At 56.5% G+C, this 22,966-nt stretch carries 19 protein-coding genes; all 19 read left to right on the top strand.

The features are described from left to right. The first annotated feature begins 272 nt into the window (after window positions 1–272). Window positions 273–1,013, top strand: a complete 741-nt coding sequence (gene rpsB, locus AUC61_RS20510) for a 30S ribosomal protein S2 (RefSeq protein WP_087273903.1) — start codon at window positions 273–275, stop codon at window positions 1,011–1,013. 190 nt (window positions 1,014–1,203) lie between these two features. Then, a complete protein-coding gene (gene tsf / locus AUC61_RS20505; protein ID WP_243247970.1) occupies window positions 1,204–2,076 on the top strand; it encodes a translation elongation factor Ts in 873 nt (290 codons plus the stop codon). 206 nt (window positions 2,077–2,282) lie between these two features. Next, a complete protein-coding gene (pyrH, locus tag AUC61_RS20500; protein WP_027898810.1) occupies window positions 2,283–3,026 on the top strand; it encodes a UMP kinase in 744 nt (247 codons plus the stop codon). Beyond that, window positions 3,023–3,580, top strand: a complete 558-nt coding sequence (frr, locus tag AUC61_RS20495; RefSeq protein ID WP_243247969.1) for a ribosome recycling factor — start codon at window positions 3,023–3,025, stop codon at window positions 3,578–3,580. Before pyrH ends, frr begins: the two co-directional genes overlap by 4 nt. 16 nt (window positions 3,581–3,596) lie before the next feature. After that, window positions 3,597–4,352: a polyprenyl diphosphate synthase gene (gene uppS, locus AUC61_RS20490; protein ID WP_122665212.1), complete on the top strand. Its 756-nt coding sequence runs from the start codon at window positions 3,597–3,599 to the stop codon at window positions 4,350–4,352. Continuing rightward, window positions 4,352–5,167 (top strand): phosphatidate cytidylyltransferase, encoded by an 816-nt coding sequence (locus AUC61_RS20485; protein WP_243247968.1) that lies wholly within the window; start codon window positions 4,352–4,354, stop codon window positions 5,165–5,167. The genes uppS and AUC61_RS20485 overlap by 1 nt, the downstream gene beginning before the upstream one ends. Beyond that, window positions 5,164–6,354: a 1-deoxy-D-xylulose-5-phosphate reductoisomerase gene (gene ispC, locus AUC61_RS20480; RefSeq protein WP_243247967.1), complete on the top strand. Its 1,191-nt coding sequence runs from the start codon at window positions 5,164–5,166 to the stop codon at window positions 6,352–6,354. Before AUC61_RS20485 ends, ispC begins: the two co-directional genes overlap by 4 nt. Before the next feature lie 60 nt (window positions 6,355–6,414). After that, window positions 6,415–7,767, top strand: coding sequence for a sigma E protease regulator RseP (gene rseP, locus AUC61_RS20475; RefSeq protein WP_243247966.1), 1,353 nt, complete (start codon window positions 6,415–6,417; stop codon window positions 7,765–7,767). Window positions 7,768–7,846: 79 nt separating this feature from the next. Beyond that, on the top strand, window positions 7,847–10,219 hold the full coding sequence (bamA, locus tag AUC61_RS20470; RefSeq protein ID WP_122665208.1) for an outer membrane protein assembly factor BamA: 2,373 nt from the start codon (window positions 7,847–7,849) through the stop codon (window positions 10,217–10,219). A 45-nt stretch (window positions 10,220–10,264) separates the two neighbouring features. Then, window positions 10,265–10,768, top strand: a complete 504-nt coding sequence (locus AUC61_RS20465; protein ID WP_027898803.1) for an OmpH/Skp family outer membrane protein — start codon at window positions 10,265–10,267, stop codon at window positions 10,766–10,768. Between the two features lie 3 nt (window positions 10,769–10,771). Beyond that, the gene (lpxD, locus tag AUC61_RS20460; RefSeq protein ID WP_243247965.1) at window positions 10,772–11,827 is read left to right on the top strand and encodes a UDP-3-O-(3-hydroxymyristoyl)glucosamine N-acyltransferase; all 1,056 of its coding nucleotides are present in this window, start codon (window positions 10,772–10,774) and stop codon (window positions 11,825–11,827) included. A 111-nt stretch (window positions 11,828–11,938) separates the two neighbouring features. Then, window positions 11,939–12,379 (top strand): 3-hydroxyacyl-ACP dehydratase FabZ, encoded by a 441-nt coding sequence (gene fabZ, locus AUC61_RS20455; protein WP_122665206.1) that lies wholly within the window; start codon window positions 11,939–11,941, stop codon window positions 12,377–12,379. Further along, window positions 12,376–13,152, top strand: coding sequence for an acyl-ACP--UDP-N-acetylglucosamine O-acyltransferase (gene lpxA, locus AUC61_RS20450; protein ID WP_243247964.1), 777 nt, complete (start codon window positions 12,376–12,378; stop codon window positions 13,150–13,152). The genes fabZ and lpxA overlap by 4 nt, the downstream gene beginning before the upstream one ends. Before the next feature lie 2 nt (window positions 13,153–13,154). Next, window positions 13,155–14,294 (top strand): lipid-A-disaccharide synthase, encoded by a 1,140-nt coding sequence (lpxB, locus tag AUC61_RS20445; protein ID WP_243247963.1) that lies wholly within the window; start codon window positions 13,155–13,157, stop codon window positions 14,292–14,294. Between the two features lie 11 nt (window positions 14,295–14,305). Continuing rightward, a complete protein-coding gene (rnhB, locus tag AUC61_RS20440; RefSeq protein ID WP_243247962.1) occupies window positions 14,306–14,956 on the top strand; it encodes a ribonuclease HII in 651 nt (216 codons plus the stop codon). Window positions 14,957–15,030: 74 nt separating this feature from the next. Further along, window positions 15,031–18,552 (top strand): DNA polymerase III subunit alpha, encoded by a 3,522-nt coding sequence (gene dnaE / locus AUC61_RS20435; RefSeq protein WP_243247961.1) that lies wholly within the window; start codon window positions 15,031–15,033, stop codon window positions 18,550–18,552. 113 nt (window positions 18,553–18,665) lie between these two features. Then, window positions 18,666–19,613, top strand: coding sequence for an acetyl-CoA carboxylase carboxyltransferase subunit alpha (locus AUC61_RS20430; protein WP_243247960.1), 948 nt, complete (start codon window positions 18,666–18,668; stop codon window positions 19,611–19,613). A gap of 113 nt (window positions 19,614–19,726) precedes the next feature. Further along, a complete protein-coding gene (gene tilS, locus AUC61_RS20425) occupies window positions 19,727–21,064 on the top strand; it encodes a tRNA lysidine(34) synthetase TilS (protein WP_243247958.1) in 1,338 nt (445 codons plus the stop codon). 264 nt (window positions 21,065–21,328) lie between these two features. After that, window positions 21,329–22,960: a CTP synthase gene (locus tag AUC61_RS20420; protein WP_095093583.1), complete on the top strand. Its 1,632-nt coding sequence runs from the start codon at window positions 21,329–21,331 to the stop codon at window positions 22,958–22,960. The last annotated feature ends 6 nt before the right edge of the window (window positions 22,961–22,966 follow it).

The raw sequence follows: 22,966 nt of genomic DNA, 5'->3' as shown, positions 1-22,966 counted from the left end.
GGTAATGGATATGTACGCAAAAAATCGCCTCCGCATTATTCGTGCTTACACAGGGCTAATGAGTGGGGCAGTAAAGCATCGTGCAACCTGCACGTAATTCGAGTTCCGTTATCCAGACTTCTATGGTATAAAATGCGCCGCTTTCCGGGGTAAGCCCCGCAAGCACTAACCCACACACGTGTCGACACGATGACCTGGGTGCCCTCGGCTCGAAGCCGCTGGTTGGTCATTGGGATACGTGGAGGCCTAACCCGACTTATCAAGGAACTATCATGTCCCAAGTCAACATGCGCGATATGCTGAAGGCCGGTGTGCACTTCGGTCACCAGACCCGTTACTGGAACCCGAAAATGGGTAAATACATTTTCGGCGCGCGTAACAAGATTCACATTATCAACCTTGAAAAAACCCTGCCTATGTTCAACGAAGCTCTGACTTTCGTTGAAAAACTGGCTTCGGGCAAAAACAAGATTCTGTTCGTCGGCACCAAGCGTTCCGCTGGCAAGATCGTTGCTGAAGAAGCAGCACGTTGCGGTTCGCCGTACGTCGATCACCGCTGGTTGGGCGGCATGCTGACCAACTTCAAAACCATCCGTCAGTCGATCAAGCGTCTGCGTGAGCTTGAAGTACAGGCTGAAGACGGTACTTTCGCCAAGCTGACCAAGAAAGAGGCGCTGATGCGCACTCGCGATCTGGAAAAGCTGGATCGTAGCCTGGGTGGTATCAAGGACATGGGCGGTCTGCCAGACGCACTGTTCGTTATCGACGTTGATCACGAGCGCATCGCGATCACCGAAGCTAACAAGCTGGGTATCCCGGTTATCGGCGTAGTCGATACCAACAGCAGCCCGGAAGGCGTTGACTACATCATCCCAGGCAACGATGACGCAATCCGCGCTATCCAGCTGTACATGGGTTCGATGGCTGATGCTGTAATCCGTGGTCGCAACAATGTTGCTGGCGGCACCGACGTTTTCGTCGAAGAAGCTCCAGCAGCTGCAGTTGAAGGCTGAGTAACTAACGCCTAGCGTTTACTCAGTACGCAAAAAGGGGGCTTGGCCCCCTTTTTGCCACCTCGAAAACCATGTGTCGGCGTTGTCATGACGTTCTTGTCATCTACGGCTGTCACCATGCGTTTTCAAGAATTTGAACGCCCGCTCTGGCGGGTGGAATGGTTTAAGACCTATCCAAGAGGATTTTGAAATGGCAGAGATTACTGCAGCGTTGGTTAAAGAACTGCGCGAGCGTACCGGCGAAGGCATGATGGATTGCAAAAAGGCCTTGACCAAGGCTGGCGGCGACATCGAAAAAGCCATTGATGACATGCGTGCTTCGGGCGCGATCAAGGCTGCCAAAAAGGCAGGCAACGTTGCTGCTGAAGGCGCTATCGCTGTCAAGGTTGCTGAAGATGGCAAGCGCGCTACCATCATCGAAGTCAACTCCCAGACTGACTTCCTGGCCCTGCAAGACGATTTCAAGAACTTCGTCACCAGCAGCCTGGAAAAAGCATTCGCTGACAAACTGACTGATGCAGCTCCGCTGATCGAAGCTCAGGAAGTCGAGCGTACTGCTCTGGTTGCCAAAGTTGGCGAGAACGTCAACATCCGTCGTCTGTCGAGCATTGAAGGTGACGTGGTCAACGCTTACCTGCACGGCAACAAGATCGGTGTTGTTGTTGTCCTGAAAGGCGGCGACGCTGAACTGGCCAAAGACATCGCGATGCACGTTGCTGCCAGCAACCCTGAGTTCCTGCTGCCTTCGGAAGTTTCTGCCGAAGCGATCGAGCGCGAGAAGGGCGTCTTCCTGCAACTGAACGAAGACAAGATCAAAGGCAAGCCAGCCGAAATCGTTGAAAAAATGGTTGCCGGTCGCATCACCAAGTTCCTGGCTGAAGCTAGCCTGGTTGAGCAAGCGTTCGTCAAGAACCCGGAAATCAAAGTAGGCGATCTGGCCAAGAAAGCCGGCGCTGAAATCGTTTCTTTCACCTACTTCAAAGTGGGCGAAGGCATCGAGAAGCCAGTTGATAACTTCGCAGACGAAGTTGCTGCTCAAGTGGCTGCTGCTTCCAAGCAATAAGATGGTTTGCAACTGTTGAACCGAAGAGGCTGCCCGCTTACGCGCGCAGCCTCTTTGTCAAAAAGGAAAAGGTATTTGTTTTCCTTGGAGAAGTGGCTTACAAGGCTGCATTCTTCTGACGCTGTCGCAGCGTCAAGCTAGAGTTAGCGCAGGCATAAAATGCCCGCACAGATTTTTTTCAGAAAACGCCGCAGGAGAGATTCGCAATGGCTCAGCAGGGCAGTGGTTATCAGGCTCGCTATAAACGCATTCTACTCAAGCTTAGCGGCGAGGCCCTGATGGGCTCCGAAGAGTTCGGAATCGATCCCAAAGTACTGGATCGCATGGCGCTTGAAGTCGGCCAACTGGTTGGCATAGGCGTTCAGGTAGGACTGGTTATCGGGGGAGGTAACCTGTTCCGTGGCGCAGCATTGAGTGCTGCCGGCATGGATCGTGTTACGGGTGATCACATGGGCATGCTGGCCACTGTGATGAATGCTCTGGCAATGCGCGATGCTCTGGAGCGTGCCAATATCTCCGCCATCGTGATGTCTGCCATTTCGATGGTGGGTGTGACTGATCACTATGATCGTCGTAAAGCCATGCGTCACCTGAGTTCAAAAGAGGTCGTGATCTTCGCGGCCGGTACAGGCAATCCGTTCTTCACCACCGATTCGGCTGCTTGCCTGCGAGCAATCGAAATCGATGCCGACGTTGTTCTCAAGGCAACCAAGGTAGACGGTGTGTACACCGCAGATCCATTCAAAGACCCGCATGCAGAGAAGTTCGATCATCTGACTTACGATGAAGTGCTGGATCGCAAGCTGGGTGTCATGGACCTGACGGCAATCTGCCTGTGCCGCGATCACAAGATGCCACTCCGTGTTTTTAATATGAACAAGCCCGGCGCCCTGCTGAATATCGTACACGGCGGCGCTGAAGGAACCCTGATCGAGGAAGGCGCACAATGATCAACGAAATCAAGAAAGACGCTCAAGAGCGCATGCAGAAATCCCTTGAATCCCTGAGCCATGCATTTGGTCAGATTCGCACCGGCAAGGCCCACCCAAGCATTTTGGGCAGTGTAATGGTGCCGTACTACGGCGCTGATACCCCTTTGAGCGGTGTTGCCAACGTTACTGTAAAAGACTCGCGCACCCTGCAGGTCGTTGCTTTCGAGCGCAACATGCTGGCTGCCGTCGACAAGGCGATCCAGAGCGCCGGTTTGAACCTCAATCCGACCAACCTCGGTGAGCTGTTGCTTATCTCGATGCCGGCCCTGACTGAAGAAACCCGTAAGGGCTTTACCAAGCAGGCCCGCAGCGCGGCAGAAGATGCGCGTGTTGCTGTGCGTAATATTCGCCGTGATGCCTTGGGTGATCTGAAGAAATTGGTCAAGGACAAGGAAATCAGCGAAGACGAAGAGCGTCGTGCTGCTGCCGATATCCAGAAGCTGACCGACAAGGCAGAGGCTGATATCGACGCAGCCACCAAGGCAAAAGAAGCAGACCTGATGGCCGTATAAGGTTCGGGGCGCTTTCATGGAAAAGACTAAGTCGACCGCGCCTTCATCGGTGCCGCGTCATGTCGCGATCATCATGGATGGCAATAACCGGTGGGCGAAAAAGCGTCTGTTGCCCGGTGTTGCAGGTCATAAAGCCGGTGTCGACGCGGTTCGTGCGGTCATTGAAGTGTGCGCCGAAGCCAAGGTTGAGGTGCTCACGCTGTTCGCGTTCTCCAGTGAAAACTGGCAGCGACCAGCCGAAGAAGTCGGGGCGTTGATGGAGCTTTTTTTCACGGCCTTGCGCCGTGAAACCAAGCGCCTGAATGAAAACCAGATCAGTTTGCGCATTATCGGCGACCGATCCCGTTTTCACCCCGAGCTTCAAGCCGCGATGCGAGAAGCTGAAAACAGTACCGCAGGAAACGACCGTTTTGTTCTGCAGATTGCCGCCAATTATGGTGGTCAATGGGACATTGCTCAGGCTGCGCAGCGCCTGGCGCGTGAAGTGCAGGCCGGGCATCTGCGTCCGGATGACATAACGCCTGAATTGTTGCAAACCTGCCTGGCGACCGGTGATCTGCCGTTGCCGGACTTGTGTATTCGTACCGGTGGCGAGCATCGCATCAGTAACTTCCTGCTTTGGCAGCTGGCGTATGCCGAGCTGTATTTCTCCGACCTGTTCTGGCCGGACTTCAAACACGATGCCATGCGCGCCGCGCTGGCTGATTTCGCTTCGCGTCAACGTCGCTTCGGTAAAACGAGCGAGCAGATCGAAGCTGGAGCCCGGGTTTAATGCTGAAACAACGGATCATCACGGCGCTTATTCTGCTGCCGATTGCGCTTTGCGGTTTTTTTCTATTGTCCGGGGCCAGCTTCGCGCTGTTCATTGGCATCGTAGTTACCCTGGGCGCCTGGGAGTGGGCGCGTCTGGCGGGGTTCCCTGCTCAATCGGCGCGTGTCGCCTATGCGGTGTGCGTTGCTGCACTGCTGTTCCTGCTTTACCTGATGCCGGGCCTTGCGCCCTGGATTCTGGTGGCGGCAGTCATCTGGTGGGCGGTTGCAACCTGGCTGGTGCTGACCTATCCGGAGTCCAGCCGTCATTGGTCCAGCGCGATCTGCAAGCTTGCGATCGGTCTGTTGATTCTGCTTCCTGCGTGGCAGGGGCTGGTATTGATCAAGCAATGGCCGCTGGGTAACTGGTTGATTCTTGCGGTCATGGTGCTGGTATGGGGCGCAGACATTGGTGCCTATTTCTCCGGCAAGGCATTTGGCAAGCGCAAACTGGCGCCGAAAGTCAGCCCGGGTAAAAGCTGGGAAGGTGTCTATGGTGGTTTGGCCACCTGCCTGTTGATCACTGTGATTGTCGGCGTCTTTCGCGACTGGTCCGCCTCGCAGTTTCTATTCGGCTTGCTGAGTACGGCAATCGTCGTATTTATCTCTGTGGTGGGCGATTTGACCGAAAGCATGTTCAAGCGTCTGTCAGGTATCAAGGACAGTAGCAATCTGTTGCCTGGCCACGGTGGGGTGCTTGACCGCATCGACAGCCTGACCGCTGCGATTCCGGTTTTTGCCGTGCTGCTTTGGGCTGCTGATTGGGGCGTGCTGTGAGTCGTCCTCAACAGGTAACCGTTTTAGGTGCTACTGGCTCGGTGGGTCTAAGCACCCTCGATGTCATTGCTCGTCATCCCGATCTCTATCAGGTATTTGCCCTGACTGGCTTCAGTCGCCAAAGTGAATTGCTGGCGTTGTGCATCAAGCACACACCGCGCTTTGCTGTGCTGCCGACTCAGGAGGCTGCCCGCAAGTTACAGGATGATCTGGCCGCGGCCGGTCTCGATACTCGAGTACTGGTGGGGGAGGGTGGTCTTTGCGAGGTGGCTGCTCATTCGCAGGTTGATACTGTGCTTGCTGCCATTGTGGGCGCTGCTGGTTTGCGGCCTACGCTGGCGGCTGTTGAGGCTGGCAAGAAAGTCCTGTTGGCGAACAAGGAAGCGCTGGTCATGTCCGGCGCCTTGTTCATGCAGGCGGTTCGTCAGAATGGTGCGGTGTTGCTGCCTATAGATAGCGAGCACAACGCAATTTTCCAGTGCTTGCCGCTTGATTATGCGCGCGGTCTGGCCCCGGTTGGCGTGCGACGCATTCTGCTGACAGCCTCTGGTGGCCCGTTTCGCGAAACGCCACTGAGCGAGCTGCATGACGTATCCCCTGAGCAAGCCTGTGCCCATCCCAACTGGTCAATGGGACGAAAAATATCGGTGGACTCGGCGAGCATGATGAACAAGGGGCTTGAGCTTATCGAGGCTTGCTGGCTCTTCGACGCGCGACCTGAGCAGATTGAGGTTGTTATTCATCCCCAGAGCGTCATCCATTCCATGGTTGATTACGTGGATGGGTCGGTGCTTGCTCAGTTGGGTAACCCGGATATGCGCACGCCTATTGCTCATGCCTTGGCCTGGCCGCAACGTATTGACTCGGGCGTTGCGCCACTGGACCTGTTCAGTATTGCGCGTCTGGATTTCCAGGCTCCCGACGAGCAGCGCTTTCCGTGCCTGCGTCTGGCGCGGCAAGCTGCCGAAGCGGGTAACAGTGCTCCGGCCATGTTGAACGCGGTAAACGAAGTTGCAGTGGCCGCATTTCTTGATCGGCGCATCCGTTATCCGGAAATCGCGAGTATGATCGACGATGTTTTGAATCTTGAACCCGTTGTCCCGCTCCCTGATCTGGAGGCGGTATTTGATGCGGATTCAAAAGCGCGCGTTCTGGCAGAGCAATGGCTCAGCCGCAACGGGCGATAATCGCAGAGGCTAGAAGGTGCTGGTGCAGGGCTTGAACCAGCCAGTACCCGGAGAAGGTTGATGAGCGCGCTCTATATGATTGTTGGCACCCTGGTTGCGCTGGGCGTGCTGGTTACCTTTCACGAATACGGTCACTTCTGGGTGGCGCGGCGTTGTGGCGTCAAGGTTTTACGTTTTTCCGTCGGTTTCGGCACGCCGTTGGTGCGCTGGCATGATCGTCAGGGGACCGAGTATGTGATCGCTGCCATCCCGCTGGGCGGCTACGTGAAAATGCTTGATGAGCGTGAAGGCAACGTTCCTCCCGAGTTGGCGGATCAGTCGTTCAATCGCAAGTCGGTTTACCAGCGAATTGCCATTGTCAGTGCCGGCCCGATTGCGAACTTTCTCCTGGCGATCGTGTTTTTCTGGGTCTTGGCGATGCTGGGTAGCCAGCAGGTGCGTCCGGTCATCGGCGCTGTTGAGGCAGGCAGTATTGCGCAGAAAGCAGGGCTGACTGCCGGTCAGGAAATTGTTTCGGTTGATGGCGAGTCCACTTCCGGCTGGTCAGCTGTGAATCTGCAGTTGGTGCGCCGTTTGGGGGAGAGTGGCTCGGTCGCGCTGAAGGTGCGTGAATCTGGAGCAACGGTTGATACCGCTCACAGTCTGGAGCTGGATAACTGGCTGAAAGGTGCCGAAGAGCCGGACCCGATCAAGTCGCTGGGTATCCGTCCGTGGCGTCCGGCACTACCGCCGGTTCTGGCGGAGCTTGATCCGAAAGGTCCTGCGCAGGCTGCCGGTCTGAAAACCGGGGACAAGCTGATTGCCCTGGACGGTCGTCCGGTAGACGAGTGGCAGCAGGTCGTTGATTGGGTGCGTGAGCGCCCGGATGCAAAAATTTCTCTGCGTGTCGAGCGTGACGGATCACAGCTTGATGTGCCGCTGACACTTGCCGCGCGCGGTGAAGGCAAGGCTGCAAGCGGTTATCTGGGTGCTGGTGTCAAAGGTATCGATTGGCCTCCGGAGATGTTGCGCGAAGTCAGTTATGGTCCGTTGGCCGCTGTGGCCGAGGGCGCCAGCCGTACCTGGACCATGAGCGTACTGACACTCGATTCACTCCGGAAAATGTTGTTCGGCGAGCTCTCGGTAAAAAACTTGAGTGGACCGATAACCATTGCTAAAGTGGCGGGCGCTTCGGCCCAGTCGGGCATAGGTGATTTCCTGAATTTCCTCGCTTATCTGAGCATAAGCCTGGGAGTCCTGAATTTACTGCCTATTCCAGTGCTGGACGGGGGGCATTTGTTGTTCTATCTGATTGAGTGGGCACGTGGTCGCCCCCTTTCGGAAAGGGTTCAAGGTTGGGGGGTTCAGATTGGTATCAGTCTGGTGGTGGGCGTTATGTTGCTCGCGCTGGTCAACGATCTGGGTCGACTGTAAAGCTTAGCTTTGCTGAGTTGCGAATCTGCCGCATTTTGCGGCAGTTTGTTTATTGCCAGTTGGAATAAGAAAGGACTTCATGAAACGTCTGCTGCTAACTGCGGTTCTTGCCGTACTGATGATTGCCGAAGTTCACGCCGAGTCCTTCACTATCTCCGATATCCGTGTCAATGGCCTGCAGCGGGTATCCGCGGGCAGTGTATTTGGTGCGTTGCCGCTGAACGTTGGCGAGCAAGCGGATGATGGTCGTCTGGTGGATGCTACTCGCGCACTGTTTAAAACCGGATTCTTCCAGGATATTCAGTTGGGTCGTGACGGCAACGTGCTGGTCATCACCGTCGTCGAGCGTCCATCTGTCGCGAGTATCGAAATCGAGGGCAACAAAGCCATCTCTACTGAAGACCTGATGAAAGGTCTGAAACAGTCGGGTCTGGCTGAAGGCGAAATCTTCCAGCGGGCAACTCTCGAAGGTGTGCGCAACGAACTGCAACGTCAGTATGTTGCTCAGGGTCGTTATTCGGCTGAAGTCGCGACCGAGGTCGTTGCCCAGCCACGCAACCGCGTGGGTCTGAAGATCAACATCAACGAGGGCACGGTCGCGTCTATCCAGCACATCAACGTGGTGGGTAACAGTGTTTTCCCTGATGAAGACCTGATCGACCTGTTTGAACTCAAGACCACCAACTGGCTTTCATTCTTCAAGAACGACGACAAGTACGCCCGGGAAAAACTGTCCGGCGACCTCGAACGTCTGCGTTCGTACTATCTCGATCGCGGCTATATCAACATGGATATCGCCTCGACTCAGGTGTCGATCACGCCTGACAAGAAAAACGTCTACATCACGGTCAACGTTAACGAAGGCCAGAAGTACAGCGTCAAGTCCGTCAAGCTGAGCGGTGACCTCAAGGTTCCGGAAGATCAGGTCAAGTCCCTGCTGCTGGTCAAGCCTGGCCAGGTCTTCTCCCGCAAGGTCATGACCACGACTTCCGAGCTGATCACTCGCCGTCTGGGTAACGAGGGTTATACCTTCGCCAACGTCAACGGCGTGCCGACACCTAACGATGAAGATCACACCGTCGACATCACTTTCGTGGTTGATCCTGGCAAGCGTGCTTACGTGAACCGTATCAACTTCCGCGGTAACACCAAGTCTGCTGACGAAGTGTTGCGTCGTGAAATGCGCCAGATGGAAGGCGGCTGGGCTTCGACCTATCTGATCGACCAGTCCAAGACCCGTCTGGATCGTCTGGGCTTCTTCAAGGAAGTGAACGTTGAGACTCCGGCTGTTCCGGGTACCGACGATCAGGTTGACGTTAACTACGCGGTAGAAGAGCAGGCGTCCGGTTCGATTACCGCCAGTGTCGGTTTCGCCCAGAGCGCGGGTCTGATCCTCGGCGGTTCGATCAGCCAGAACAACTTCCTCGGTACCGGTAACAAGGTCAGCATCGGCCTGACTCGCAGCGAATACCAGAGCCGCTACAACTTCAGCTATGTCGATCCGTACTGGACCGCTGATGGTGTGAGCCTGGGTTACAACGCATTCTACCGCACCACCGACTACGACGATCTTGATGTTGACGTTGCAAGCTATGCGGTAGACAGCCTCGGTGCTGGTATCAGCATGGGCTACCCGATTAACGAAACTTCGCGTCTGACTTACGGCCTGACCGTGCAGCAGGACGAAATCAAGACCGGTACCTACACCGTTGACGAAATCTTTGACTTCGTGGACAAGGAAGGCGACAAGTACCTGAACTTCAAGGGTTCGATCGGCTGGTCCGAGTCCACTCTGAACAAAGGTGTACTGGCGACGCGTGGTCACTCGCAAAGCCTCGTGCTGGAAACTACATTGCCGGGCAGCGACCTGTCGTTCTACAAACTCGACTACCGCGCCCAGTACTTCCACCCGATCACCGACAATTACACTCTGCGTCTGCACACAGAGCTGGGTTATGGCGACGGCTACGGTTCTACCTCCGGTCTGCCGTTCTACGAGAACTACTATGCCGGTGGCTTCAACTCGGTTCGTGGTTTCAAGGACAGCACCCTGGGGCCGCGGAGTACGCCTAGTACCGGTACCAAGCCAGGCACCGCGGCTGACCCGGACCAGGATCCACTTCCGTTCGGTGGTAACGTACTGGTTCAAGGTGGCGTAGAGGTCATGTTCCCTCTGCCGTTCATCAAAGACCAACGCTCCCTGCGTACCTCCTTGTTCTGGGACGTGGGTAACGTGTTCGACACCAACTGCAATTCCAACCGGACGCTCAACGGCAAGAAAGTTGAATGTAACGACGTCGACTTCTCCGGTATGGCCAGTTCCGTTGGTGTAGGTGTGACCTGGATTACTGCGCTCGGTCCTTTGAGCTTCGCTTTGGCGATGCCGATCAAGAAACCGGATGACGATACTGAAACCCAGGTTTTCCAATTTTCCCTTGGTCAGACTTTCTAAGCGTCTGATTTTAGATAACGACAGCGAATTCTGTAGGAGTGCATCGTGCGTAAGTTGACTCAATTGGTACTGCTGGCAACCGTTCTGGCAGCAGGCCCGGCTTTTGCCGACATGAAAATTGCCGTTCTGAACTATCAAATGGCTTTGCTTGAATCTGATGCGGCCAAGAAATACGCCGTTGATGCCGAGAAGAAGTTTGGTCCGCAGCTGACTAAACTGAAGACTCTGGAAAGCAGCGCCAAGGGCATCCAGGATCGTCTGGTAAGCGGTGGCGATAAAATGGCCCAGCCGGAGCGCGAGCGCCTTGAGCTTGAGTTCAAGCAAAAAGCCCGTGACTTCCAGTTCCAGTCCAAGGAGCTGAACGAAGCCAAAGCTGTTGCCGACCGTGAGATGCTCAAGCAGCTCAAGCCTAAGCTGGATCAGGCAGTGGAAGAAGTGATCAAGAAAGGTGCATTTGATCTGGTCTTCGAGCGCGGTGCAGTGATTGACGTCAAGCCACAGTACGACGTTACTCGCCAGGTCATCGAGCGCATGAACCAGCTGAAGTAACCTATGACCGCGACTATCAAGCTCGGCGAGTTGGCCGAGTTCCTGGGGGCCACGCTACGTGGTTCTCAGGATAAAGAAATTACCGGGCTGGCCACCTTGCAAGAGGCCGGTCCAGGTCAGGTCAGCTTCCTGGCAAATCCGCAATACCGTAAATTCCTCGTTGATACTCAAGCCGCGGCAGTGCTGTTGAAGCCTGCTGACGCGGACTCGTATGCTGGCGATGCATTGCTGGTGCCGGATCCGTATCTGGCCTATGCGCGTATTTCCCATCTGTTCGATCCTAAGCCCAAGGCCGTTGCCGGAATCCATCCGACAGCAGTCATCGCTGATGACGCTCAGATCGATCCCGCTGCGAGCATCGGTGCTTTCGCCGTGATCGAGAGCGGAGCACAGATCGCGGCAGGCGTTACCATCGGTGCCCAGTGTTTCATCGGTGCCCGGTGTGAAATCGGTGAGGGCGGCTGGCTCGCTCCACGGGTTACGCTTTATCACGACGTGCGCATCGGTAAGCGGGTGGTCATTCAGTCGGGTGCTGTTCTGGGTGGTGAAGGCTTCGGCTTTGCCAACGAGAAGGGTATCTGGCAAAAGATTGCCCAGATTGGTGGTGTTCTGATAGGCGACGATGTGGAAATTGGCGTGAATACCGCCATTGACCGCGGCGCGCTTGCTGACACCCGCATCGGCAACGGAGTGAAGCTGGATAACCAGATTCAGATCGCTCACAACGTACAGATTGGCGATCATACGGCGATGGCCGCGTGTGTAGGGATCTCCGGAAGCACCAAAATCGGCAAGCACTGCATGCTTGCTGGTGGTGTCGGGCTGGTTGGGCATATCGACATCTGTGATGGTGTTTTTATCACCGGCATGACGATGGTGACCCATTCGATTACCGAGCCAGGTTCTTACTCATCGGGGACCGCAATGCAGCCTGCAGGCGAGTGGCGTAAAAGCGCTGCACGTATTCGCAAGCTCGACGAAATGGCGCGTCGACTGCAAAAACTGGAAAAGATTGTTGAGGCAGTGACCTCAGGCGTTAATGCTTCATCAGATGGCTGATACTTTTTTCATATCAAGCGCGCACTGCCGATAAATTGCTTCCTTGATTTGCAGAGGAGTGCAGCGCAATTGCCGCGCACTCCCAATCTTGACTACAGGCTTCCCCTCGAAATGATGGACATCAACGAAATTCGCGAATACTTGCCACACCGCTACCCGTTCCTTTTGGTGGATCGTGTCGTTGAGCTCGATGTAGAGAGCAAAAGTATTCGTGCTTATAAAAACGTCAGCATCAATGAACCGTTTTTCAACGGGCACTTCCCTGCGCATCCAATCATGCCAGGTGTGTTGATCATTGAGGCGATGGCACAGGCGGCCGGTATCCTTGGCTTTAAAATGCTGGGTGCCAAACCTGCTGATGGCACACTGTATTATTTCGTGGGCTCGGACAAACTGCGTTTCCGCCAGCCTGTGCTGCCGGGCGACCAGTTGATTCTTGAAGCGAAGTTTCTCAGCTGCAAGCGTCAGATCTGGAAGTTCGAATGCCAGGCTTCGGTCGACGGCAAGCCGGTTTGCTCCGCAGAAATCATCTGTGCGGAACGTAAACTATGAGTTTAATTGACCCTCGCGCAATCATCGATCCGACAGCCGTCCTGGCTGACAATGTGGAGGTCGGCCCGTGGTCGATCATCGGAGCCGGTGTGGAAATTGGCGAGGGTACAGTGGTTGGGCCTCACGTGATCCTGCGCGGCCCGACCCGGATCGGTAAACACAATCGTATCTACCAATTCTCATCGGTAGGCGAGGACACACCCGATCTCAAGTACAAAGGTGAGGCGACGCGCCTGGTCATTGGCGATCACAACGTGATTCGTGAGGGTGTGACGATTCACCGTGGGACTATTCAGGACCGTGCTGAAACCACGATCGGCGACCACAACCTGATCATGGCTTACGCACACATCGGTCATGACAGCGTCATTGGCAACAACTGCATTCTGGTCAACAACACCGCGTTGGCGGGCCATGTGCATGTTGCGGATTGGGCGATTCTGTCCGGTTTCACCCTGGTCCATCAGTATTGCCATATTGGCGCCCATAGCTTTTCCGGTATGGGGACGGCTATTGGCAAGGACGTTCCTGCATTTGTTACCGTGTTCGGCAACCCTGCCGAAGCGCGGAGCATGAACTTCGAAGGCATGCGCCGCCGCGGCTTCACCGAAGACGCCATTCACGCGTTGCGCCGGGCCTACAAAGTGGTCTATCGCCAGGGATTGACGGTTGATCAGGCTATTGCCGACCTGGCTGAGCCTGCTGCCCAGTTTCCAGAGGTCGCTCTGTTTCTTGAGTCTATTCAAACCTCGACCCGCGGCATCACCCGCTAATCATGTCCAGCGTATTGCGTGTCGCTTTAGTGGCTGGCGAGGCGTCGGGGGATATTCTCGGCTCTGGCCTCATGCGTGCCATCAAGGCGCGTCATCCTCATGTCCAGTTCATCGGTGTCGGCGGTCCGCTGATGGAAGCCGAGGGCATGGTGTCGTACTTCCCGATGGAGCGTCTGTCGGTGATGGGGCTTGTCGAAGTGCTGGGGCGGCTGCGTGAGCTGATGGCCCGGCGCAAGCTGTTGATTCAGACCCTGATCGATCAGAAACCTGATGTCTTCATTGGTATCGACGCGCCGGACTTCACACTCAATATCGAGCTTCAGTTGCGTCGTGCCGGAATAAAGACGGTGCACTACGTCAGTCCGTCTGTGTGGGCGTGGCGGCAGAAGCGGGTCCTCAAGATTCGTGAGGGCTGCGACCTTATGTTGACGCTGCTGCCTTTCGAAGCTCGTTTTTACGAAGAGAAAGGTGTGCCGGTCAAGTTCGTTGGGCATCCGCTTGCGGATACCATCCCGCTACAGGCCGACCGTGCTGCCGCGCGCGCCGAGTTGAGCCTTGGCGATGGCCCGCTCGTTGCGTTGATGCCGGGCAGTCGCGGTGGTGAAGTGGGGCGTCTGGGCGGCCTGTTCTTCGATGCTGCCGAGCGTCTGCTGGCTGCGCGCCCTGACGTTCGTTTCGTCCTGCCGTGCGCCAGTCCGCAGCGTCGCGCGCAGATCGAACAGTTACTGGTGGGTCGCGAGTTGCAGGTGTTGCTGCTCGATGGCCGCTCCCACGTGGCGCTGGCCGCCTGCGATGCGGTATTGATCGCGTCGGGCACCGCGACACTGGAAGCACTGCTTTACAAGCGTCCAATGGTGGTTGCCTATCGTCTGGCACCGCTGACCTTCTGGATACTCAAGCGTCTGGTGAAAAGCCCTTACGTCTCGCTGCCCAACCTTCTTGCGCAGCGTCTGCTGGTGCCAGAGTTGTTGCAGGACGACGCCACCGCTGAAGCGTTGGTGCAGCAGATGCTGCCGTTGCTCGATGATGGCGCTGCGCAGACTGCGGGCTTTGACGAAATACACCGGACCTTGCGTCGCGATGCATCCAATCAGGCCGCCGAGGCGGTGTTGAGCCTGATTGGCCATTCGCCTTCACTGTGAGTTCGCGTTCAATGCAAATGGGTCTGGATTTTAATCTGGTCGAGGAACTGGTTGCTGGCGTTGATGAAGTGGGCCGTGGTCCGCTGTGTGGTGCGGTGGTAACAGCAGCAGTGATTCTCGACCCGCGCCGCCCGATTCTGGGGCTCAATGATTCGAAGAAGCTGACCGAGGCCAAACGGGAACTGCTGTTCGATGAAATCTGTGAGAAGGCGCTGTCCTGGCATATTGCCCGGGCAGAAGTCGAAGAGATCGACGAATTGAACATTCTGCACGCCACCATGCTGGCCATGAAGCGTGCTGTGGAAGGCTTGATGATCACGCCGAAGCTGGCCTTGATCGATGGTAACCGCTGCCCTCAGCTGTCTGTACCCAGTGCGCCGGTGGTGCAGGGCGACTCCAAGGTCCCGGCGATAGCCGCTGCGTCGATTCTGGCCAAGGTCAGCCGTGACCGTGAAATGGCGGCCATGGAGCTCAAGTATCCGGGTTACGGGATTGGCGGACACAAAGGATATCCAACCCCAGTGCATCTTGAGGCTCTTGCGCGCCTGGGGCCGACGCCCATTCATCGGCGTTCGTTCGGGCCTGTTCGCGCCGCTTATGCGGCTCGTGATGCAATGATTCAGTCAGCGTTGTCCTCATCGTCGATTTTCCCATTGAGCTGACAGTGGGCTGATGTTTTGCCAAAGGCCCGGTACAATCCGGGCCTTCGTTTTTGTTCTAGCGCTATAGGATCTCCATGCCGGCTTCTTTCGTTCATCTACGCCTGCACACCGAATATTCGCTGGTCGATGGCCTCGTACGGGTCAAACCGCTGGTCAAAACCCTTGCGGCCATGAATATGCCTGCCGTGGCGGTGACGGATCAGAACAACCTGTGCTCGCTGGTCAAGTTCTACAAAGCGTCCATGGGCGCCGGGATCAAGCCTATCTGCGGTGCGGACCTGTGGTTGTCGAACAAGGACGAAGACGCAGCGCTCAGCCGTATCAGCCTGCTGGTCATGAACGCCAAAGGCTATCGCAACCTGACAGAGCTGATCTCCCGTGGTTTTATCGATGGTCAGCGCAACGGCCAGATCATCATTGAGCGCGAGTGGGTGGCTGAGGCCAACGAAGGCCTGATCGCATTGTCGGCGGCAAAAGAAGGCGAGATCGGCATGGCACTGCTGGGTAACAATCCAGCCGATGCTGACCAGCTGCTGCGCGAGTGGATGGCGGTTTTTCCTGATCGTTTCTATATCGAAGTTCAGCGTACCAACCGCCCCAACGATGAAGAACACCTGCACGCTGCAGTGGCCCTGGCCGAGCGCCATGGCGCGCCGCTGGTGGCAACCAACGATGTACGCTTCATCAAGCAGGAAGATTTTGAGGCGCACGAAACCCGCGTGTGCATCGGTGAAGGCCGAGCGCTGGATGACCCGCGCCGTTCGCACAATTACAGCGATCAGCAGTACCTGAAAAGCGCCGAAGAAATGGCCGAGCTGTTCAGCGACCTGCCGGAAGCGCTGGAAAACTCGGTGGAAATCGCCAAGCGCTGCAACATTGATGTGAAGCTGGGTACTCACTTCCTGCCTGACTATCCGATTCCGGATGGCATGACCATCGACGAGTACTTCCGCAAGGTCTCGTTTGACGGCCTGGAAGAGCGCCTGGCGGTGCTTTGGCCCAAAGACACGACGCCCGACTATGAAGCCAAGCGTCAGGTTTATGTCGACCGGTTGAATTTCGAGCTGGATATCATCATCCAGATGGGATTCCCGGGTTACTTCCTGATCGTTATGGACTTTATCCAGTGGGCCAAGAGTAACGGCGTGCCGGTGGGTCCGGGCCGGGGGTCGGGCGCCGGATCACTGGTGGCCTATGTACAGAAGATTACTGACCTTGACCCGCTGGAATATGACCTGCTGTTCGAGCGGTTCCTGAACCCGGAACGGGTATCCATGCCCGACTTCGACGTCGACTTCTGCATGGATGGTCGTGACCGTGTGATTGATTACGTGGCCGAGAAGTACGGCCGCAACGCGGTAAGCCAGATCATTACCTTCGGTTCCATGGCTGCCAAGGCGGTGGTGCGCGACGTGGCGCGGGTGCAGGGCAAGTCCTACGGGCTTGCTGATCGCCTGTCGAAGATGATCCCGTTCGAAGTCGGCATGACCCTGGAGAAAGCCTACGAGCAGGAGGAGATTCTCCGCGACTTCCTCAAGGTCGATGAAGAGGCTGCCGAAATCTGGGAAATGGCGCGCAAGCTCGAAGGCATTGTGCGTAACGTTGGTAAGCACGCCGGTGGTGTGGTTATCGCCCCGACCAAACTGACTGACTTCTCGGCGATTTATTGCGACGAAGAGGGCAGCGGTCTGGTGACCCAGTTCGATAAGGATGATGTCGAGGCTGCGGGGCTGGTGAAGTTCGACTTCCTCGGTCTGCGGACCCTGACCATCATCGACTGGGCCCTGAAAACGATTAACCGTGACCGTGCCAAGGTCAACGAAGAGCCGCTGGATATCGCCTTCATTCCACTGGATGACGCACCGACCTATCAGTTGCTGCAGAAAGCCGAAACGACTGCGGTGTTCCAGCTTGAGTCGCGCGGTATGAAAGAGCTGATCAAAAAGCTCAAGCCCGACTGCCTGGAAGACTTGATCGCACTGGTTGCCCTGTTCCGTCCCGGCCCGCTGCAATCGGGCATGGTTGACGACTTTATCAACCGTAAACACGGTCGTGCCGAGCTGTCCTACCCGCACGTCGATTACCAGTACGATGGGCTGAAACCGGTTCTGGCGCCGACCTACGGCATCATTCTGTATCAGGAACAGGTGATGCAGATTGCGCAGGTCATGGCCGGTTATACCCTCGGCGGCGCGGACATGCTTCGTCGTGCGATGGGTAAGAAAAAACCTGAGGAAATGGCCAAGCAGCGAGGCGGTTTCATTGAGGGTTGCAAGACCAACAATATTGACCCGGATCTGGCGGGTAACATTTTCGACCTGGTGGAAAAATTCGCCGGTTACGGCTTCAACAAGTCTCACTCGGCCGCATATGGCCTGGTCTCCTACCAGACCGCGTGGCTGAAGGCGCATTACCCTGCACCGTTCATGGCTGCGGTACTTTCGGCGGATATGCACAACACCGACAAGGTCGTCACCTTGATCGAAGAAGTGCGGATCATGAAGCTGCGCCTGGACGCGCCCGACGTGAATACCTCCGAATACAAGTTCACCGTGAGCGAGGATGGCCGCATTATTTATGGCCTCGGCGCGATCAAAGGTGTGGGCGAAGGCCCGGTTGAGGCCATTACCGAAGCGCGTGAGGCCGGTCCGTTCAAGGATCTGTTTGATTTCTGTGCGCGGGTCGATCTCAAGCGCGTCAACAAGCGGACTCTTGATGGTTTGATTCGCAGCGGCGCGCTTGATCGCCTCGGTCCTTACTTCGAGACTGAACCTAAAGCGTATCAGGCCAACATCGACCGCAATCGCGCGGTGCTGCTGGCGTCGCTGGTGGAGGCGATTCAGGCCGCCGAGCAGACTGCACGCAGTCATGACAGCGGTCACTCGGACCTGTTTGGTGGCTTGTTCGTCGAAGAAGATACCGACGTTTATGCCAATCACCGCAAGGCCAAGGAGGGGAGTCTCAAAGACCGGTTACGCGGTGAGAAAGAGACTCTCGGCCTGTACCTGACCGGGCACCCGATTGACGAATACGAAGGCGAGATTCGCCGCTTTGCACGGCAAAGAATCATTGATCTCAAGCCTGCTCGTGATACCCAGACCGTCGCCGGCCTGATCATTGCGTTGCGGGTCATGAAGAACAAGAAGGGCGACAAGATGGGGTTTATCACCCTTGACGACCGCTCTGGACGAATAGAAGCTTCGCTGTTTGCCGAAGCGTTCCATTCGGCGCAGGCCTTGCTGCAGACTGACGCCATGGTGGTGGTCGAGGGTGAGGTCAGCAACGACGATTTCTCTGGCGGTCTGCGCTTGCGAGCCAAACGGGTGATGAGCATCGAAGATGCACGCACCAACCTGGCTGAAAGCTTGCGTCTGACCGTGCGCGCCGAAGCGCTCAAGGGCGATCGGCTGCGCTGGCTGGGCGATTTGTGCAAGCGCCATCGTGGTGCTTGTCCGATTACCCTTGATTACACAGGGCTGGATGCCAAGGCCTTGCTGCAGTTTGGCGAAGCGTGGCGAATTGATCCTGCAGACAGCTTGATTCAGGCTCTGCGTGACCAGTTCGGACGTGAGAACGTCTTCCTGCAGTATCGCTGAAACCATCAGCCCAGAATTTTTTAAACTCGACCTGAATGCGCCTGTTCCCGTAAGGTAAGGCGCTAACGGATCAACCGGCCGGCCTCTTGGCCGTCGACCCAAGACGGATGCCTATGAACCCGAATTTTCTTGATTTCGAACAGCCGATCGCTGACCTGCAAGCCAAGATCGAAGAATTGCGCTTGGTGGGTAATGACAACTCGCTGAACATCGGCGACGAAATCTCGCGACTGCAAGACAAGAGCAACACGCTGACCGAAAGCATTTTCGGCAACCTGACCAGTTGGCAGATTGCACGTATGGCGCGTCACCCGCGTCGTCCGTACACGCTGGACTACATTCAGCACATCTTCACCGAGTTTGATGAGCTGCATGGCGACCGTCACTTCTCTGACGACGCTGCAATCGTCGGTGGCGTTGCACGTCTGGAAGGTCAGCCAGTTATGGTGATCGGCCATCAGAAGGGCCGTGAAGTGCGTGAGAAGGTTCGTCGTAACTTCGGTATGCCGCGTCCTGAGGGCTATCGCAAGGCCTGCCGTCTGATGGAAATGGCCGAGCGTTTCAAGATGCCGATCCTGACTTTCATCGACACGCCGGGCGCTTACCCGGGTATCGACGCGGAAGAGCGCAACCAGAGCGAAGCCATTGCCTGGAACCTGCGGGTCATGGCGCGTCTGAAAACGCCGATCATCGCCACGGTTATCGGCGAGGGTGGTTCGGGCGGTGCGTTGGCAATCGGTGTCTGTGATCAGCTCAACATGCTGCAGTATTCCACTTACGCGGTGATCTCCCCGGAAGGTTGTGCTTCTATTCTGTGGAAAACCGCCGAAAAGGCTCCTGACGCAGCCGAAGCCATGGGCATTACGGCAGAGCGTCTGAAGGGTCTGGGTATTGTTGATAAAGTGATCAGCGAACCGCTGGGTGGTGCACATCGTGATCCTGCTGCCGCTGCACTGGCAATCCGTCAGGAATTGAGCAGCCAACTGGCAATGCTCAAAAAGCTGGACAACGATGCGCTGCTGGCTCGTCGTTATGATCGCTTGATGAGCTACGGTTTGTAATCTTTTTGTTGGAGCGAGGCTTGCCCGCGAAGGCGTAATTGCAGCTTATACATACGCTGACTGATACTCCGCTTTCGCGGGCAAGCCTCGCTCCAACAGGTTAGACGACGCCGATGTCCCAATTCAGGCCGCCCGGTCATGATCTCCCCGCCAGGCTTCTTCAAGCCCTGGCACCCTGGCGCAATGCGCCGGCCTGGCACATCGGGTTCTCCGGCGGCCTGGATTCAACTGTCTTGCTTCACCTCCTGGCCGAACTCGCAAAACGCGAAAACCTGCCTCCTCTAAACGCTATCCATGTTCACCACGGCCTGCAGGTTGTAGCTGACGCATGGCCGCTGCATTGCCAGCAGATTTGCAAGGCGCTGAGCGTTCCTTTGCAAGTCATCAGCGTGCAGGTGGAGCCCGGCGCCAGTCTTGAGCAAGCCGCGCGCGATGCGCGTTATGCCGCCTTTAGCGAGTGCCTTGCTGAAGGTGAAGTACTGTTAACCGCGCAGCATCAGGACGATCAGGCTGAAACCCTGCTGTTCCGCTTGTTGCGCGGAGCGGGGGTTCGGGGGCTGGCGGCCATTCCGGTGAGCCGCGCGTTGGGGCAAGGGTATTTGCTCAGGCCTTTGTTGAGTATTTCCCGGGACGAGCTGGAAGCTTACGCCCGTCAGCATCATTTGCAGTGGGTCGAAGATCCCAGCAACGAAGACGTCCATTATTCGCGTAACTATCTGCGCAACCAGGTGCTACCCGTATTGAAGTCCCGCTGGCCGCAGGCAGCGGCGAGTATGGCTCGCACGGCTAGCCATCTGGATGAAGCGCAGCAGCTGCTTGAGGAACTGGCCCGGGCCGATCTGGCGTCGGCGGAGTCAGCCCATGCATTCGCGTGGCTCACGCTGCCCTCGCTGTCTTTGGCTGAGCTGGCTGATCTGTCGCCCGCGCGTCAGCGCAATGCATTGCGCCACTGGCTGGCACCGCTGACCCGTCTGCCAGACAGCGGTCATTGGGCTGGCTGGGAAACGCTTCGCGACGCAGGGCAGGGAGGGCGTCCTGTCTGGCGTCTCACTGATGGCGAATTGCACCGCGATCAAGGGCGCATCTGGTGGCTTTCCGATGACTGGTTGCAGCCGATGCAAACCGCCGGGATCTGGACCGATGCGCGTCGGCCGTTGGAGCTGCCGGGTAATGGTCAGCTTTTCATTGAGGGTGACGTACCTTCTGGCGCCCTGGAGGTGCGTTATCGTCTTGGTGGGGAAATTCTGAACCTGCCCGGCCGAGGGCATCGCGACCTGAAACGGCTGCTCAATGAGTGCGAAATACCGTTATTTGTCCGCGGCCGATTGCCGCTGCTGTTCCGCGAGGGCGAGTTTTTGGCCGTGGCGAACCTGCCCGCACTCAATGTTTGCGGCCCTGAAAGCTGGATGTTGCACTGGGTGCCACCGACGAATGACCAAAGTTTGAGCTGAAAGCCCAATTCCGGTAGACTACGCTCCCTTCTTGATACAGCTTCTGTGGATCCTTTTGGATCGACATGAGTTGCCGGTTACCAACCAGTCTTTGCTGGATGATTCTTAAATGTGGCGCGCAATTGACAGGCTTTTTCAGTCAGTCCGTTTCAACGCAGCAGTTCGGGAGTTCACCGTGAATTTTGTCGGTAATCGGGGGCTTCGGCCTTCCTTCGCTTTCCCCGGCGGCTCTGACCGCTTTAACGCAGACTTCTAGGGTTTTTCATGACGCGCTACATCTTCGTCACGGGCGGTGTTGTTTCTTCATTGGGGAAAGGCATTGCCTCGGCTTCATTGGCGGCCATCCTGGAGGCGCGGGGACTTAAGGTCACCATGCTCAAGCTTGACCCCTACATCAACGTCGATCCGGGTACCATGAGCCCGTTCCAGCACGGTGAAGTGTTCGTCACCCATGACGGCGCTGAAACCGACCTGGACCTTGGCCACTATGAGCGGTTTATCCGCACTACGATGACCCAGAACAACAACTTCACCACTGGCCGTGTGTACGAGCACGTCCTGCGCAAAGAGCGCCGTGGTGATTATCTGGGCGCGACCATTCAGGTCATTCCGCACATCACCGACGAAATCAAACGCCGGATCATCAAGGGCGCAGGCGACGCCGACGTCGCTCTGGTCGAGATCGGCGGCACCGTGGGTGACATCGAATCGCAACCGTTCCTGGAAGCGATCCGTCAGTTGCGCTTCGAAGTAGGCGCCAAGCGCGCCATGCTGATGCACCTGACACTGGTTCCCTACATTGCTACCGCTGGTGAAACCAAGACCAAGCCGACTCAACACTCGGTCAAGGAATTGCGTTCCATCGGCCTGCAGCCTGATGTGTTGGTATGCCGTTCTGATCACCCGATCGATATTTCTTCGCGTCGCAAGATCGCTCAGTTCACCAACGTTGAAGAGCGTGCAGTTATCGCGCTCGAAGACGCCGACACTATCTACAAGATTCCGGGCATCCTGCACTCTCAGGGCCTGGATGATTTCGTCGTTGAGCGCTTTGGCCTGCAGTGCAACAGCGCCGACCTGTCCGAGTGGGACGCCGTCGTAGACGCCAAGCTCAATCCGGAACACGAAGTCACCATCGCCATGGTTGGCAAGTACATGGAACTGCTGGACGCGTACAAGTCGCTGATCGAAGCGATGAGTCACGCTGGCATCACCAACCGTACCAAGGTCAACCTGCGTTACATCGACTCCGAAGACATCGAGAACCAGGGCACTGCGCTGCTGGAAGGCGTTGATGCGATTCTGGTTCCCGGCGGCTTCGGTTTGCGCGGTGTTGAAGGCAAGATCACTGCTGTTCAGTTTGCTCGTGAGAACAAGGTGCCGTATCTGGGGATCTGCCTGGGCATGCAAGTAGCGGTCATCGAATACGCTCGTAACGTATTGGGCTGGAAAGACGCCAACTCCACCGAGTTTGACCGTAACGGCGCACACGCTGTTGTGGGTCTGATCACTGAGTGGGCTGACGCTACCGGCGCAGTTGAAACCCGTACTGAAAGCTCCGATCTGGGCGGCACCATGCGTCTGGGTGCTCAGGAATGTCAGCTTGAGCCAGGTTCGCTGGTGCACGATTGCTACGCCAGCGACGTGATCGTCGAGCGTCATCGTCATCGCTACGAAGTGAATAACAACCTGCTGCCGCAGTTGCTGGAAGCCGGCCTGAAAGTGTCGGGTCGCTCCGGTGATGGCGCGCTGGTAGAAGTGGTTGAAGCACCGGATCATCCATGGTTCGTGGCTTGCCAGTTCCACCCTGAGTTCACCTCGACACCTCGCGATGGCCATCCGCTGTTCAGTGGCTTCGTCAAGGCAGCACTGACTCAACACAAGAAAAATTCTTGATTCGGG

It is taken from the genome of Pseudomonas maioricensis (assembly GCF_022790535.1).
Classification (GTDB): domain Bacteria; phylum Pseudomonadota; class Gammaproteobacteria; order Pseudomonadales; family Pseudomonadaceae; genus Aquipseudomonas; species Aquipseudomonas maioricensis.
The sequence above is the reverse complement of the archived record's forward strand: the minus strand, read 5'-3'. Positions and strand labels throughout refer to the sequence as shown.